The sequence below is a fragment of the Gemmatimonadota bacterium genome, assembly GCA_016712265.1.
Lineage (GTDB): Bacteria > Gemmatimonadota > Gemmatimonadetes > Gemmatimonadales > Gemmatimonadaceae > RBC101.
Map to the genome: position 1 here is coordinate 800,563 of JADJRJ010000030.1, position 15,499 is coordinate 816,061.

General features: G+C 66.1%; 14 protein-coding genes. 2 read left to right on the top strand and 12 right to left on the bottom strand.

The window, feature by feature from the left end:
* Window positions 1-34: 34 nt before the first annotated feature.
* Window positions 35-1,048 (top strand): COX15/CtaA family protein, encoded by a 1,014-nt coding sequence (locus tag IPK85_18990; protein MBK8249459.1) that lies wholly within the window; start codon window positions 35-37, stop codon window positions 1,046-1,048.
* Here the strand turns inward: IPK85_18990 and IPK85_18995 are convergent.
* The 11 genes from IPK85_18995 to IPK85_19045 all read right to left on the bottom strand — a co-directional run bounded on the left by IPK85_18995 (window position 1,033) and on the right by IPK85_19045 (window position 13,112).
* Entirely contained in the window at window positions 1,033-1,722 is a 690-nt protein-coding gene (locus IPK85_18995; GenBank protein MBK8249460.1) for a regulatory protein RecX, read from the bottom strand. The genes IPK85_18990 and IPK85_18995 overlap by 16 nt on opposite strands.
* A gap of 130 nt (window positions 1,723-1,852) precedes the next feature.
* Window positions 1,853-2,902, bottom strand: coding sequence for a recombinase RecA (gene recA, locus IPK85_19000; GenBank protein MBK8249461.1), 1,050 nt, complete (start codon window positions 2,900-2,902; stop codon window positions 1,853-1,855).
* Between the two features lie 93 nt (window positions 2,903-2,995).
* Entirely contained in the window at window positions 2,996-3,367 is a 372-nt protein-coding gene (locus IPK85_19005) for a YraN family protein (protein ID MBK8249462.1), read from the bottom strand.
* Window positions 3,368-3,479: 112 nt separating this feature from the next.
* Window positions 3,480-5,780 carry a DNA translocase FtsK 4TM domain-containing protein gene (locus IPK85_19010; GenBank protein ID MBK8249463.1) on the bottom strand — a complete coding sequence of 767 codons (2,301 nt, stop codon included), beginning with the start codon at window positions 5,778-5,780 and terminating at the stop codon, window positions 3,480-3,482.
* Window positions 5,777-6,529, bottom strand: a complete 753-nt coding sequence (locus IPK85_19015; GenBank protein MBK8249464.1) for a 2-phosphosulfolactate phosphatase — start codon at window positions 6,527-6,529, stop codon at window positions 5,777-5,779. Before IPK85_19015 ends, IPK85_19010 begins: the two co-directional genes overlap by 4 nt.
* On the bottom strand, window positions 6,526-7,884 hold the full coding sequence (gene accC / locus IPK85_19020) for an acetyl-CoA carboxylase biotin carboxylase subunit (protein MBK8249465.1): 1,359 nt from the start codon (window positions 7,882-7,884) through the stop codon (window positions 6,526-6,528). The genes IPK85_19015 and accC overlap by 4 nt, the downstream gene beginning before the upstream one ends.
* Before the next feature lie 49 nt (window positions 7,885-7,933).
* Entirely contained in the window at window positions 7,934-9,115 is a 1,182-nt protein-coding gene (locus IPK85_19025; GenBank protein MBK8249466.1) for a type IV pilus twitching motility protein PilT, read from the bottom strand.
* Window positions 9,108-9,611 (bottom strand): acetyl-CoA carboxylase biotin carboxyl carrier protein, encoded by a 504-nt coding sequence (accB, locus tag IPK85_19030; protein MBK8249467.1) that lies wholly within the window; start codon window positions 9,609-9,611, stop codon window positions 9,108-9,110. The genes IPK85_19025 and accB overlap by 8 nt, the downstream gene beginning before the upstream one ends.
* 32 nt (window positions 9,612-9,643) lie before the next feature.
* A complete protein-coding gene (locus tag IPK85_19035) occupies window positions 9,644-10,687 on the bottom strand; it encodes an aminopeptidase P family protein (protein ID MBK8249468.1) in 1,044 nt (347 codons plus the stop codon).
* Window positions 10,688-10,728: 41 nt separating this feature from the next.
* Window positions 10,729-11,166, bottom strand: coding sequence for a type II 3-dehydroquinate dehydratase (aroQ, locus tag IPK85_19040; protein MBK8249469.1), 438 nt, complete (start codon window positions 11,164-11,166; stop codon window positions 10,729-10,731).
* Window positions 11,163-13,112 carry a tetratricopeptide repeat protein gene (locus tag IPK85_19045; protein ID MBK8249470.1) on the bottom strand — a complete coding sequence of 650 codons (1,950 nt, stop codon included), beginning with the start codon at window positions 13,110-13,112 and terminating at the stop codon, window positions 11,163-11,165. Before IPK85_19045 ends, aroQ begins: the two co-directional genes overlap by 4 nt.
* 197 nt (window positions 13,113-13,309) lie before the next feature.
* Between IPK85_19045 and IPK85_19050 the strand changes: the two genes are divergently transcribed.
* Complete coding sequence (locus IPK85_19050; GenBank protein MBK8249471.1) at window positions 13,310-15,160, top strand: SurA N-terminal domain-containing protein; 1,851 nt, start codon at window positions 13,310-13,312, stop codon at window positions 15,158-15,160.
* An 82-nt stretch (window positions 15,161-15,242) separates the two neighbouring features.
* Here the strand turns inward: IPK85_19050 and IPK85_19055 are convergent, their stop codons facing one another.
* The gene (locus IPK85_19055; GenBank protein ID MBK8249472.1) at window positions 15,243-15,494 is read right to left on the bottom strand and encodes a twin-arginine translocase TatA/TatE family subunit; all 252 of its coding nucleotides are present in this window, start codon (window positions 15,492-15,494) and stop codon (window positions 15,243-15,245) included.
* Between the last annotated feature and the right edge of the window lie 5 nt (window positions 15,495-15,499).

A 15,499-nucleotide genomic window follows, 5' to 3' on the forward strand; every position in this document is an offset into this window, starting at 1 on the left:
ATCTTGTGTAAGCGCAACGCCATCCGACCCTGCGATGCCCCCGGCCCCCCCGTTCATCACCGCCTCCCACGCCGCGTTCCTCCGCCGCTGGATGCTGGCAAGCGCCGCCGTCGTCGTGCTCACCCTTGTCATCGGGGGCACAACTCGCCTCACCGAGAGCGGACTCTCCATCACCGAGTGGAAGCCGGTGTCCGGGGTGCTCCCTCCGCTCACACGCGAGGCATGGGAGGCCGCGTTCACCGCCTATCAGCAAATTCCAGAGGCGCAGACCGTTCACCGCGGCATCTCCCTCGAGGCGTTCAAGTCGCTCTTCTGGTGGGAATGGGCGCACCGCATCGTGGCACGACTCGCGGGGTTGGTCATGGCGCTGCCGTTCCTCTGGCTCCTCGCCCGTCGGCAGGTTCCCGCGGGGTGGATGACCCGGCTGGCCGCGCTTCCCATTCTCACCGGTGCGCAGGGGGCCCTCGGGTGGTACATGGTGAGCAGCGGTCTCTCGCAACGCACCGACGTCAGCCAGTACCGCCTGGTGGCTCACCTCGGTCTCGCCCTGTTGATCTATGCAATCGCCATTTGGACGTGGCTGGACCTGCGTTCGGGACAGCGACCAGGACAACTCAACCGGATGGGAACCCTCGTCGCCGCCCTGGCCGCGGCGACCATCCTCAGCGGGGGCTTCGTCGCCGGCCTCGACGCAGGCCACATTTTCAACACGTTCCCGCTCATGGGCGACGGGATGGTCCCGCCCGGCTACTCACAGTTGACCCCGATGTGGCGCAACTGGTTTGAGAACCCGGCCGCCGTGCAATTCAACCATCGCGTTCTGGCCACCGTCACCCTGTTCGCCGCCCTCCTGGCGTGGTGGCAAGGACGCGCGCAAGGCACCAAGGTCATGGCAGTCGCGGCCCTTGGGCAGGTGGCGCTCGGCATCACGACCCTGCTCATGCAGGTGCCGATCCCTATAGCCGCACTGCACCAATTGGGAGCAGTCGTGCTACTTACCGCAGCGCTTCGGGCGGCGCATCCGGCAACGGGTCACTCGTCGCGCTGACTGCCCCGGAGCACTTGGTCCAACACGCGCCTCACGACGTCGGAGGAGAAGCCGCGGCGCGCGAGGAACGCGTGAAGTCGACGGCGCCGTACCGCCTGATCAAGCCGGCCCAGGGACCTCAGGCGGCGTTCGGCGATCACTCGGGCGGCCTCGGTCTCGTCGACGCCATCGAAGACTTCACGGGCCGCCTCGTCCGCAAGGCGGGAGTCGATCCCCTTCCGGGCTAGGACCTGCGATACCCGTCGGCGCGACATCCCGCTTGAGCCTGCACGGCCCTGGGCTACCGCTAAGGCGAAGGCGGCGTCATTGACGAGGCCGAGTTCCTGCAGCTGCTCGACGACGGCGTTGGCGTCTGTCGCGACGGCACCCCGGCGCCGGAGTGCGGTACGTAGATCGCGCGCGGACCTCGCGCGCAGGGCGAGGAGGGCGACTGCCTTGTCGAAGACCCGAAGGCGACTCACAGCTTGCGAGAGGCCGGCTGCCTCCGACGGGGTGAGCAACTTGCCCGCAGCGAGCTGATACTCCGCGATCAGGGCAGCCGAGACCGTCGCGGCGGACTCCCCCACCCGGATCTCAAAGCGAGCCCCGGAACTGTCGATCGCGCGCAGCCCGGCCACTATCCCGGCGCTCGGAACGAGGGTGCCGTCTGGCGGGGGGGCGAGGTCTCGCTTCACAGTCGGGTCTCAGGGTAAACGGAAGGGGCCGGAGAGAAGCCCTTTGAGCAATGCGGGGTACCGGGCCCCAACATCCTCAGAGAACAACCCTCCGGCCCCGAGATTTCCGTGGGAACGGACCTACAGAACGCTACTCCTCCGGAGCCTCCACGTCGACGGTCAATTCGCCCTTTTTCAGCCCCAGGACGCCCTTGACCTTTTCCTCGACTTCTGCCATAAGCGCCGGGTTGTCCTTGAGGAACATCTTGGCGTTTTCCCGGCCCTGACCGATCCGCTGTCCGCCGTAGGAATACCAGGCGCCGGACTTGTCGATGATCCCGGCCTCCGATCCGATATCCACCAGCAGGGACGTGAGCGAAATGCCCTCGGCATACATGATGTCGAACTCGGCCTGCTTGAACGGGGGGGCCACCTTGTTCTTTACGACCTTGACGCGAACCTGTGACCCGATGACCTCCTCCTTGTCCTTCACGGCGCCGATCCGCCGAATGTCGAGACGGAGCGAGGCGTAGAACTTCAGTGCCTTGCCGCCGGTGGTGGTCTCGGGGTTGCCAAACATCACCCCGATCTTCTCACGCAACTGGTTGATGAAGATCACGGCCGTCCGCGAGCGCGCGATGGCACCGGTGAGCTTTCGCAAGGCCTGGCTCATGAGGCGCGCCTGCAACCCCACGTGGGAGTCCCCCATGTCGCCCTCGATTTCGGCTTTCGGCACCAGCGCCGCGACCGAATCGACCACGATCACGTCGACCGCGCCCGAGCGCACCAGGATCTCGCAAATCTCCATGGCCTGCTCTCCGGTGTCCGGCTGCGACACCAGCAGGTTCTCGATGTCGACCCCGAGCTTCTTGGCGTACTCGACGTCGAGCGCGTGTTCGGCGTCGATGAAGGCAGCCACTCCGCCGCTCCGCTGCGCATTCGCGACTACGTGGAGACACAGGGTCGTCTTGCCACTCGACTCCGGGCCGTAGATCTCGGTGACTCGCCCCCGAGGGATCCCACCGATGCCAATCGCTGCATCAAGGTTGATCGCCCCCGTCGGGATGCAGGCGATCGGTACCCGCGCCGACTCGCTCCCCATCCGCATGATGGCGCCCTTTCCGCAGTTCTTCTCGATCTGCGAGATGGCGAGACCCAGCGCCTTTCGTCGGTCATCCTGCGTTGCTGCCGCCATGTGCATCACCCAAGGTGTGGTGTGGTGGGGAAAGGCGCCGATCGCCGAAAGTGCGCCGCCGAACGCCGCCCGAACAAAATACGAAACCCTCGCAAGAACTCAAGCGCCACTTTCAAGAGAAAATGCATTCTCCACATGCCGTACACGGACAACCTCTCCGTTAACCAAAACGCCGACAACATCGAAGCGATACGACTCCCCCCGACGCCCGAACCGATCAACCCATGTGTGAGCTGAACGCGCCAACTCCCTCTGCTTGCGCCAGTTAACCGCTGCCACCGGTCCACCGAATGCGGCCCCGCGGCGCGTCTTCACTTCCACAAAGGTGACCAGACCATCGCGTTCCGCGACGAGGTCAATGTCGCGATGGCCGGACCGGTACCGGCGGTGCAGCACGCGCCAGCCCCGGCGGCGAAGCCAGCGTTCGGCAATCTGCTCGCCTACGATCCCGAGTTCGTACGGTGTCTGCACCCCGCCATGTTGGCACCCACACGCCCTCGCAGCGTCACCGATCCATCCCCGATCCCAGCATTTTCGCGCACCCGGGTTCGGACCCCGGCGCGTTCGCCCACCGTTCCTGACGTCAGTCCAGGGACTGCGGAACGATGCGATCCAGGTCGTCGAGGCCGATGAGAATCTCCCGTGGCTTGGACCCATTGGGCGGGCCCAGCACGCCGGCCGCATGCAGTTGATCGATGACGCGCGCAGCACGACCGTAGCCGATGCCCAAGCGTCGTTGGAGCAACGACGTCGACCCCAGCTGGTGCTGGATGCAGGTCTCGGCTGCCTTGCGAAAGATCGGGTCGCGCTGCCCTTCGCCTTCCGACGACTCTTCCTCGTCCTCGCGGTCGAGTGCCTCCTGCGCCTTCATCTCCGCGATGATATCGGCCCGGCGCAACTCCTCACCCGCGGCTCCACGGGCCCGCAGTGCGTCCTGGCGCGCCTCTGTGCGGGCCGTGAACCAGGCCGTAAGGTGTTCGGTGTCCTCACCGGGGATATACGCCCCCTGCAGGCGCTGGGGCTCGGACTTCCCCGGGGGAATGAACAACATGTCGCCGTTGCCCAGCAGCGACTCGGCCCCCATCCCGTCGATGATCGTTCGGCTGTCGATCTGGGACGCCACGCGAAACGCAATGCGGCTCGGGAAGTTCGCCTTGATCAGGCCGGTGATCACGTTCACCGACGGGCGCTGGGTGGCGAGGATGATGTGGATCCCGATCGCGCGTGCCTTCTGGGCGAGCATGGCGAGCGGGGTCTCCACCTCGCCCTGCACCGTCATCATCAGGTCGGCCAACTCGTCGATGACGAGGACCACATACGGCATGATGCCGTCCTTGTACTCCTCCCGTTCGAACGCGACGTCCGCGCGGCGTGGATGAATCAGCGGCGCACCATCGAGCACGCGCTTGTTGAACTCCTGGATGTTGCGCGCCCCATTGGCCGCGAGGAGCTCATACCGCTTCTGCATCGTCATCACGGCCCACTTGAGGACGTAGGCAGCGTCGCGATTGTCGGTGATGACCTTGTGCAGCAGGTGTGGCAGCGCGTTGTAGACCGACAGTTCGACCATCTTCGGGTCGACCATCAGGAACTGCAGGGTCTCCGGGGTGTGCCGGTAGACCAGGCTCGTGATGATGGTGTTCACGCAGACCGACTTGCCGGAGCCCGTGGCGCCGGCAATGAGCAGGTGCGGCATGCGGGCGAGGTCCGTGACCACCGGGCGCCCCTCGAGGTCGCGGCCGAGGGCGAGCGGGAGGGCCATGCGCGCGTTCTGGAACTCCGGCGACTCGATCAGCGCCCGAAAGGCCACGACCTGCGGGGTCGGATTGGGGACCTCCACGCCGACCGCGCCGCGCCCCGGGATCGGGGCAACCACCCGGATACTTGAGGCCCGCATAGCCAAGGCAAGGTCATTCGCCAGATTCGCGAATTGGCGGACCTTTACACCCGGCGCTGGTTCGATCTCGAACTGGGTGACGACCGGACCGACCGTGTGATCGACGAGCGTCCCCTCCACCTTGAAGGTCCGGAGCGCGTCCATGAGCTTCACCCCCATAGCCTCCAACTCGCGCTTGCCGAGCTCGGGTTCCGAGGGTGGCGCCGGGGTCAGCAGCTCAGGAGAGGGCAAGGCGTAGGCGAGCGCGTCTTCGCTGCTCACCAGGATGGGCGCCACCACGGCCACGTCGGGCACCGGCGCCGCTGGCGCAGGGACCGCCTTTTTCTCCTTGCGCTTCCGACGCTCGGCCAGCTGATCTACCGTGGGCTCCACGGCGAGCGGCCGCGCGGGTTCGGCGGGAACGTACCCTTCGACCGCAGGCATCTCCTCCGGCGGCGGCTCGAGCACAGCGGCAAGCGGTGGTTTGACCTGCGCGGACGCGGCCGAACCGATCACCATGCGCACGGGGTTCCAGCGCAAGCTCCACGCGGTAAGCGCCGACCCGCTCATCAGGAGCGCCAGCCAGCCACCTGCCGTGCCGAGGGCTCGCCGCAGATAGAACGAGACGAAGCCACCCCAGAGTCCCCCGGGGCTGTCCGGACGCGGGGTTCCGTCACTCCACAAGCCGATCGCGATCGGCAGGAGGGCGAGGAGACCGACCGTAAAGAGCGTCCAGCGACGATCTGCGTCCTGCGGGATCCGCCGCAGCACGCGCAGCCCATGCAACAGGGGGAGGAGTGGGAGCAGCCAGGTGGTTGAGGCCCCCAGTGCCCCCTGGGTCGCCGCCTTCAGGCAGGCGCCGACCGGGCCAAAGCGCCCCGTCGCCGCTGCACAAGATGTGTAGGGATCCACCGGCTGAAGCGCCACGGCGCCGGCGAGGAACACGGCGAGGATGATCCACGCGACCCCGGCGATTTCGCGCCGCACGCCACTGGACACGCCGGTCACCGCGTGCGCGCTCGGCCCTGGGCCGTCACCTGCCGCTCCGCGTACACCGGCACCACCGGGTGGGCGTCCACCGACGCAGCCAGCGCCAGATCACCCGCGAAGCCGGCCTCGGTCAGCGCTCGCCCGTGGGCCGTCTGCTCAAGGCAAGCGAGCAGGTCCCGGCCGTAGCGCCGGTCCAGCGCCACCACGGCCCGGGCCGCGTCGTTCCATGCGGCCCCGGCCAGTCGCCTGGAGAGGGCGCGCAATAAGCGACCCGCGCAGATCGCATCCTCCATGGCGAACTGCCGCTCCGATCCGGCACAGACGATCGCAATCGGCAGTCCTCGGCGCACTGCGCCCCGCAGCACCCCGACCGTGGCCGCCAGATTCACGAACGCCCCCAACACGACCTCCGTCGCGCCCTGCACCGCGGACAGCGCCACCGTCCCGTTGGTTGTGGTCATCAGGATCGTCTTCCCCTCGACCACTTCGCGCGTGAATTCCGCAGGCGAGTTGCCAAGGTCAAAACCGGAAATGCGCCCCATGCGGCGCTCCCCGGCCAACAGCACCTCCGACCGATCAAACGATTTGAAGCGAACGACGGCATCCTCGGCCGACTCAAATGGGATCACGGCCCGCGCCCCGTTGGCCAGCGCCGTCGCGACGCTGGTCGTCGCCCGCAGCACGTCGATCACGACGACCATCCGGCCCTGCCACTCGGTGGGTGGCAGCGCCACCACCCCGAAGTAGACATCCACGCGTGCGCTCACGCGGGCTGCTGGAGGATGGTGGTCAGCTCGCGCTCGAGGAACTTCGTGTCGAAGTTCCCCTCCCGGAACTCGGGGTGCTCCATCACGCGGGCGAGGAAGGGGGCCGTCGTCGTGACCCCCTCGATGATGAAGCTCTCGAGCGCCAGCAACATGCGGCGACGTGCCTCCTCGCGGTTCTTCCCCTGCACGATCACCTTGGCGATCATCGAGTCATAGTACGGCGGCACGCGATACCCGGCATAGGCGTGCGTATCCAGCCGCACCCCGGGCCCACCCGGCGGATGAAACACGTCAATGCGCCCAGGCGACGGCTGGAAGCCACGCGCCGGGTCCTCCGCGTTGATGCGACACTCGATGACATGGCCACGTAGCTCCGGCGTCTCGGTAACGGACAGTGGCTCGCCCGCAGCCACCCGGATCTGCTCCTTTACCAGGTCGACCCCGGTGAGCACCTCCGTCACCGGATGCTCCACCTGGATGCGCGTGTTCATCTCCATGAAGTAGTACGAACCATCGCTGTCCAACAGCATCTCGATCGTACCAGCGCCAACATAGTTGATCGACTTGGCGCCACGCACCGCGGCCTCACCCATCGCCGCGCGCAACTCCGGCGTCATCGCCGGGCTCGGCGCTTCCTCGATCAGCTTCTGGTGACGGCGCTGGATCGAGCAGTCTCGCTCCCCGAGGTGGATCACATGCCCGTGTTGGTCGCCCAGGATCTGGAACTCGATGTGACGGGGCCGCTCGAGGTATTTCTCGACGTACACGTCCCCATCACCAAACGCGGAGAGCGCCTCCGAACGCGCGAGACCAAAGGAACGCAAGAACTCCTCGGCCTCTCGCGCCACGCGCATCCCCTTCCCGCCACCACCGGCCGACGCCTTGATGATCACCGGAAAGCCAATCTCCTTCGCGAACTCCAGGGCCGCATCCGGATCATCGATCGGACCCGGCGTGCCAGGGACCGTGGGGACGCCGCACCCCTGCATGGTCTTCCGCGCTTCCGCCTTGTTGCCCATCAGGCGGATCTGCTCGGGCGTCGGGCCGATGAAGGTGATGTTGGACGCCGCACACGTCTCGGCAAACTCGGCGTTCTCCGCGAGGAAACCGTAGCCCGGATGAATCGCGTCGGCCCCGGTGATTTCTGCGGCGGCGATGATGCGCGGGATACGCAGGTAGGAGTCGCGCGCGGGCGCCGGTCCGATACAAACGTCGTCGTCGGCAAAACGCACATGCAGCGACTCGCGATCCGCCTCGGAGTACACCGCGACCGTCTGCACACCAAGCTCGCGGCAGGCGCGGATGACCCGCAGGGCTATCTCACCGCGATTCGCGACAAGGACTTTCTTGAACATGGCCGTGGAGCGGGAGGAAGCCGTTCACCCTGCCGCCCCAGCGGCCGGGTCAACCCAGTTCGTCGGTTTCGAAGTCGTTCCACGAGTTGTCGCTCGACCCCGCCACCCCCTGCACACGCAGCGCGAACTCGTTCGGGTTGGTGGCGTAGAATAGCGCGTTTTCGTAGGAAATGACCCCCTTCGAGTACCACGACATGAGCGACTGATCGAAGCTCTGCATCCCGTACTGCACCGTCCCTTCCTTGATCAGGTCCGGAATATTGAGGGTCTTCGAGACGTCACGGATCTGCTCACGAACCGCCGCCGTGTTGATGAGAATCTCGCTGGCGGGGACGCGGCCCGGGCGATCCGAACGCGGGACCAGTCGCAGCGACACCACCGCCGCCAGCGCCGTCGACAGGGCGAAACGTACTTCGTTCTGCTGGTGCGGCGGATAGAACGACAGGATGCGGTTGATCGTTTGTGTCGCGTCCGTCGTGTGCAGGGTGCTGAACACGAGGTGCCCCGTATCCGCGGCCTTGAGCGCGGTGTCGAGGGTGTCGAGGTCGCGAATTTCGCCGATCAGGATCACATCAGGATCCTGGCGCAGCACGCGGCGCAACGCCTGGCCGAAGCTCCCCGTGTCGATCCCCACCTCGCGCTGGTTGATATGACACTTCACGTCGCGATGCAGGAACTCGATCGGGTCCTCGATCGTGATGATGTTCGCGTGGCGCCGCTCGTTCATCACCTGCAGCATGGAGGCGAGCGCCGTCGACTTGCCGGAGCCGGTGACCCCCGTGACGAGGACCAGTCCCCGCGGCAGCAGCGCTACTTCCTCCACGATCCCGGGCAGGTTCAACTCGGCGATCGACTTCGCCTGGTGGGGCACCGTGCGGATGGCAAACGCGATCGTGCCGCGCTGCTGGTACGCGTTGACGCGAAAGCGACCGATCCCCGGCACGCCCGTCGCGAAGTCTGCCTCGCGAAATTCGGCGAATTCCTTCACCTGCTTCGGACTCATGAGCTCCTTGGCCAGCGTGCTCATGTCCTCGGGGCGCAGCCCGGGGAGCGGAAGCGGCGACAGGTCACCGTTGATACGAAGCGTCGGGGGCCGACCCACCTTGAGGTGCAGGTCGGAGGCGCCCATCTGCACCATCTGCTGCAGGATGGCCTTAAGGCTGATGGGGGCGCGAGGGATGGCGCCGAGTACTGAAGAGGGTCCGTCGGATTCGTGTGCGGGGCTACCCATTCGGATCGACGCGGAAAAGGACCTGGCCGTATTCCACCGGGTGCGCATCCTGCACGCAGACCTCCTTCACGACCCCGGTGACCTCTGCCTCGATCTCATTCATGATCTTCATGGCTTCGATGATGCAGAGGACCTGTCCTTTAGAGACGCGCGATCCCACAGCCGCGTAAGCTTTCGCCCCCGGCTCCGGCGCCGAGTAAAACGTGCCGACCATCGGCGACTTCACTTCGGTCAGGATGACCTTGGGTGCCTCGATCTTTGGCGCCTCGACCTCCTGGATCGCGGGCATCGCGTCGGTCGGGGTCATGCGGCCCACCGGAGCGGGCGCGGCCACCATCGTCGGGACCGGCATCGGCGTGGGAATCTGGACCGCGCCGCGCGTCTGAGGGCTCTTCGAAATGCGGATCTTCTGCCCCTTGTCGCCGGTGATCTCCACCGAATCAACTGAGGATCCATCCAGCATTTCGATCAGCTTCTTGACGTAGCGAAGGTCGATCATGGCCCGGTATGTATGGGACAGCCGCGACCCTATTCGCCGACCACCAACAGCTCCCTTGGGAACTCGGTGAGCAGCGCTGCGCCGCCTGCCGTCAGGTAGACATCATCCTCTATCCGCACCCCACCCATCCCGGGGGAATAAACCCCGGGCTCGACGGTAACGACAGTCCCTACCGGCAGAGGTTCGTCCGACAGGCGCGACAGCCTCGGGTCCTCGTGGATCTCCAGCCCGATCCCGTGGCCAAGGCTGTGACCGAACTCGGCGCCCCGGCCCGCGGCCTCGATGACGTCGCGCGCCAGGGCATCTCCCTCCTTGCCCGTCATCCCCGCCCTCAGTCCCTGGATAGCGGCCATTTGGGCCGTGGCGACGAGTGCGTGGTGCGCCACCTGCTCTGAACTCGGCTTCCCGACAACGAACGTCCGGGTGATGTCCGAGACGTAGCCGTCGACCGTCGCGCCAAAGTCCAGCAGGAGGAACTCGCCTCGCTGGAGCCGCCTGTTCGAAGGGCGCGCATGTGGCAGGGCGGAGCGGACCCCAGACGCCACGATCGCGGGAAAGGGGTGCGCCTCACTTCCCGCCCGCCGGAGTTCGTTCTCGAGCAGCCCACAGAGCGCAAGCTCGGACTGGTCGGGCCGTACCTGCGGTAGGAGGGCCCGGAGCGCCTGGGTGGCCACCAAGCCCGCCGCCCGAATCGCCTCCACCTCCTCTGGCTCCTTGCACGCCCGTAGCCGCTCGACCAGACCGTTCCCCCCGCGCCAGGTCCAGCGCGTCCCTTGCTCCCGACAGCGCTCCATGTCTCGCTGGCTGAGGTGGCTGGGGTGGTAAATAACCGACCTGATCGTGGGATCGAGCGCGAGCCATGGCCACACGCCGGCCCAAAGTGATGACCGTTCGATCCGCACGTCGATCCCGGGACCGCACTCCTCTGCGACCTGTGCCTCGTATCGAAAGTCGGTCAGGAGGACACATTCGCGCTGGGTGACGAGGACCAGGGCGTTGGAACCGGAGAATCCCGTCAGGTAGCGCGTGTTCGGCAGGTCACTGACCAGTAGCGCGTCGCCCTGAGCAGCCACAAGCGCTTCCCTCAGACGCCGGAGCCGCCCCTGGTGGTCGATCACTGAGGCGCGAGCCGTACCACCAATCCCCGGAGGGCCAACTCGTAGCCCTGCGCCCCCAGGCCGCAGATCAGCCCGATCGCGTCTGCCGCGAGCACCGAATGTCGCCGCTCTGGCTCTCTCGCGAAGATGTTGGACAGGTGCACCTCAACGAACGGCACTCGGACCGCAGCGAAGGCGTCGCGCAGCGCAAGGCTCGTGTGGGAATACGCACCCGCATTGATGATCGCGCCATCGCAACGGCCGTGCAGGCGCTGGACTGCGTCGATCAGATCCCCTTCCCCATTCCACTGGCCGAATTCCAGGGTGACCCCCAACACGCTCGCCACCTGCCGCAGGCGGGACTCGATGTCCCGCAGCGTGGTGGTACCGTAGATCTCCGGTTCTCGCGTGCCGAGCAGGTTGAGATTGGGGCCGTTGAGTACGGCAATCCTCACTTCTTCTTCAAGCCTTCGAGCCAGGCCGTGAACTGCTCGATGTCTGCATTGGCCTCACCGTCCGGCCCCGGTGCGAGTGGGTCCGACGGCTCCGAGCTTCCCTCTCGGACTGCGGACGTCACGGCGTCCGCCTGCGCGGACGGAAGTTGACCGAACAGCGTGTCGAGCGATAGTTCCGGCGCGACAGGAGCGGCGGCCACCCCGAACGCCCCGGCGAGGCCTAATGCCGCAGACTCGTCCGCTTCGCTGGGGTCCTGCCCGCGAAACATCGACGCCAAACCGCCAGCGGACATCGCCGGAGCGTCGGGCTGGGTGAGCGCCTCATCTGGGCGCGCCACGCCCGAATATGAGGGCGTCGTTCGAACTGCCGCCGGTTCCAGCGCTTCGGTGGGTGCGGGGGCGGCATCCGCGGGCGTCACCCCTCGGAGCGCAATCGCGCTGAAGAAGTCGCGAACGCTGGGCCCGGTCGGTTCCTGCGCAGGCGACGTGAGCGGCGTTATGGTCGGCGCGCGAACGCCAACTTCGAGCGAAGCCACCCGCGCCTGAAGGATCTCGTCGCTGGGGTTCTGCGCCAGGAGCTGGCGATAGATCGCGAGCGCCTCCTCGTCGAATCCCTGCTGGAGGTACAACTCGGCCATCGTCTCCGTGACGAAGGGTGCCGGCGGTTCCTCGCTGACAGGCGCGCTGAAGGCCGGTGTCCGCCCGATCGCCGGGTCGTACTCCGCAGACACCGCGTCCACCGCATCGTCCACGCGATGCTCAATGACCGCGTCGTGTTCGGCGGAGATGGCCGCTTCCAGATCGATTTCGTTGCTCGCAGCTGGCGCTGCTGCAGGGAGGGACACTTCCTCAAACATCGACTCGAACTCAACCTCCTCCTGCACCTCCTCAGCAACCACTGCTGGTGCGGGAAGTTCCTCATCGCCGTCCAGAGCCACCCCGTCGAGGTCTTCGATAGTCGCGGGGGAATCCTCAGCGGCGTATGCGGCCTCGTTCGCATCGAGCGCCACGAACTGCGGGCTTTCGTAGCCGGAGCCGACCTCGGGGGCCTTGGCTTCAACCGACGCCACCTCTATGGCATCGTTGTTGTCCGAAGGACCCTCGGGGAGTGGCCCCTCGGCGACGGCGCCCAAATCGAGTGAAAAGGCGGAGAGGTCCGGGGCGACGGCTGCCAGAACTTCCTCTGGCGTCGTCCGCGCGGCAAGTGGCGCTGCGGCTTCGGAGAGGGCGGCTGGAAATTCCGGGAACGGATCGTCGTGCTGAACGGCACTGGCCTCGGGCGCGGCGGAAAACCAGTCGGTGTGCTCCGGTTCAGCGACGGCTTCGAGCTCACCAAGGTCCTGGTGCGTCGGGATGCCGCCGAACAATGGGGTCGCCAACGACTCGATGACTTCGGGCTCGGAGGCCGCGGGTTGCGCGTCTACCCAGTCCAGACCGCCCTCCGGGTGAGCGTTCCAAGTCTCGTCCGCAACCTCCCCGGTCGCTGGAACAATCGAATTGCTCACCGGCGTGGGCTGACGGGACAACGCCGTCAGGGCGTCTGCCGCCTCTACCCCGACAACGCGGATCAACTCCCTGATCTCGTCGTTCCGCGGGTCGGCTTCGAGCACCCTTTGGTACCACGCGGACGCGGCAGCCGGAGCACCCTGCTCCCGGGCGATATCTCCGAGGTACCGGAGGGCGATCAGGTTCTCTGGATCGAGGTCGAGCGCCTGCTCGAACACGCCGCGGGACTCAGCCAGTTCCCTCGATTCATAGAGCGCCTGGGCGAGCACGATGTGGCCCGAAATGTGTCCTGGCTGGTTCGGGAGGTGCGTCCGACAGAGCGCGATCGCCTGCGACAGGTCCCCCTGTTTGCGAAATTCATTGGCGTATGGAGCGAAATATCGACGAGGGTTCTCGTCGAACTTCTTTCGCAACTCGTCGATACGGGCGGAAGTGGCCATGCCGAGCCCTCTAGCGTTCGCGCCGCGTCCCAAGGCGCGGCGGTCCGGGGAATGTACTAGCAATGTGACGAGCGACGGCGCGAGAAGTGACAGCGTAACTTGCCCTTAGGCGCCGGTCACAAATAGCTTTCCCGGTTCTTGCCCCACCGGAACGGGGGGCACCCTCGAGCATCCACGGTAATTCAGGAGTCCCGCACGTGCTTCAGCAGTTGCGGAGCCGGTCCGGCTGGGTCTGGGCCATCGTCTTCTTGTTCTTCGTCGTCGGTTTCCTTCTGGCGGATACCTCCGGCCTGTTGGGCCTTGGCCCTGCACCGATCACCAACAGCACAGTCGTCGCCAAGGTGAACGGTCAGGAGATCCCCTGGCTCGGCTGGCAGAACCTCGCAAACCAGCTCCAGCAGCAACAGGAGCAGGCAGGGGGCCGAGGGCTGAACCTGGACGAGCGCCAGCGCGTCGAAGATCAGGCGTTTGAGCAACTCGTCAGCAATGTGCTCCTGGCGCAGGAGTACGAGCGACGCGGCATCCGGGTCTCGGACGCGGAGATCCGTCAGGCGGCGGAACAGAGCCCGCCACCGGAGATGATGCAGAATCCCGAGCTCCAGACGGATGGTCAGTTCGACATCGCCAAGTACCGTCGACTCCTTGGGAGCGCCGCAGCGCGCCAGCAGGGGCTCCTGGTATCTCTGGAGGGTTACTATCGCACGGAGATCCCCCGGGCCAAGCTCTTCGACCAGCTGGCCGGAGACGTGTTTGTCTCGGACGCAAAGCTCTGGGCGAATTACCGTGACCAGAACGACACGGCTCAAGTGAGCTTCGTCATGTTTGATGCGACTGCGGTTCCGGATAGCACGGTCAGCGTGCCGGACAGCGAGCTGCGCGCATACTACGAGAAGAACAAGGCCTCGCTCGAACGTCCCGGCCGCGCGGTACTGTCGACGTTGTCGGTGCCCCGCACCGTGGTCGCCTCGGACACGGCAGCGACGCTAGCGAAGACGCTCGCGATTCGGGCGGAGATCGCCGGTGGCGCGAAATTCGAGGACGTTGCGATTCGTGAGAGCGCGGACACCGTGTCGGGAAGCCGCGGAGGTGATCTGGGGACGGCACTCCCGTCCGCGTGGGACCCGACGTTTGGCAACGCGGCGAAGGCGCTGCGCGTGGGTGAGCTGTCGCAGCCCGTCCTGACGCCGTTTGGTTATCACCTGATCCGGAAGGACGGCGTCAAGGGCGATTCGCTCCTGCTTCGTCACATCCTGGTTCGGGTGCAGCAGTCGGACTCGAATGCGATGCGAACGGATCGGCGGGCGGACTCCCTCTCGAACATCGCGGCCTCGGCGACGGACGCTCCCGCACGGCTCGACAGCGCGGCCAAGGTACTGGGGCTCACCATCGAGCGGATCGTCGCATTCGAAGGGGAGCCTGCAATGTCCGGGGCCGGCCGGCCCTTGCCGTCCGTCTCAGCCTGGGCCTTCACGGGCTCGAAGGTAGGCGAGATCTCGGATCTGTACGACGGCGATGACGTCTATGTCCTCGCAAGGCTCGACTCGCTGGTCGACGGGGGCGTCCCGAAGTTCGAGGACGCCCGCGACGACATCCGGCGCATCCTCATTGGGCGAAAGAAGGCTGAGTCGCTCGTGGCACGGGCCAATGCCGTCTACGCCGATGCGAAGGGCCCGGGCGGGCTGGAAGCCGCCGCCAAGGCGAAGGACATGCCGGTCACCAAGTCCGAGGCGTTTACCCGGCCGCAGTTTGTCCCGGGGCTCGGTCGGTTGAACGAGGCGGTCGGTGCGTCGTTCGCCCTCCCTGTGGGGACGGTGAGCGGCCCGATCGTGACCGATCAGGGCGCGTTCCTCGTGCGGGTCGACCGACGCGTCTCTGCCGACTCCACCGCGTGGCTCGCCCAGAAGGACACCCAGCGACGCGAGGCTATCTCCGCCATCCAACAGCTGCGCGTGCGCACCTTCCTCTCCGAGATCCGAAAGACCGCCAAGGTCGACGACCGCCGAAAGCAGCTCAACGCCTCGGCGCGTGCACAGGCCAATCAGATCTAGCACACCCGGTACGGGTGAAGGCTGGTAAACGCGAAGGGGAGCCGACTTGGCTCCCCTTCTGCTTTCTCCCCGGCGCGGCGCTTCAGCTGATCAAACGCTTGGGCTCAGGACGGGCTTCCTCTTCCTGTTGCACCGACTGCGCCGGCGGCTGCGGCAACGACTGACGGTATTCTTCCTTGATGGAGCTGTTCGCGTCCGAGAGGCCGCGTTTGAACTCCTTGATACTCTTGCCGAACGACGCGCCGATCTCAGGCAGTCGGCGTGCGCCAAACAGCAGCAGCACGACGACGAGGATCAGCAGGATTTCCATGAAGCCGAGGTTCCCGAAGTTCATAATGG

Bases quoted from the DNA above. Each gene is read 5' to 3' on its own strand.
- IPK85_18990 (MBK8249459.1), top strand. From the start codon at position 35: ATGCCCCCGGCCCCCCCGTTCATCACCGCCTCCCACGCCGCGTTCCTC.
- recA (MBK8249461.1), bottom strand. From the start codon at position 2,902: ATGCACATGGCGGCAGCAACGCAGGATGACCGACGAAAGGCGCTGGGT.
- accC (MBK8249465.1), bottom strand. From the start codon at position 7,884: ATGTTCAAGAAAGTCCTTGTCGCGAATCGCGGTGAGATAGCCCTGCGG.
- IPK85_19025 (MBK8249466.1), bottom strand. From the start codon at position 9,115: ATGGGTAGCCCCGCACACGAATCCGACGGACCCTCTTCAGTACTCGGC.
- IPK85_19045 (MBK8249470.1), bottom strand. From the start codon at position 13,112: ATGGCCACTTCCGCCCGTATCGACGAGTTGCGAAAGAAGTTCGACGAG.
- IPK85_19055 (MBK8249472.1), bottom strand. From the start codon at position 15,494: ATGAACTTCGGGAACCTCGGCTTCATGGAAATCCTGCTGATCCTCGTC.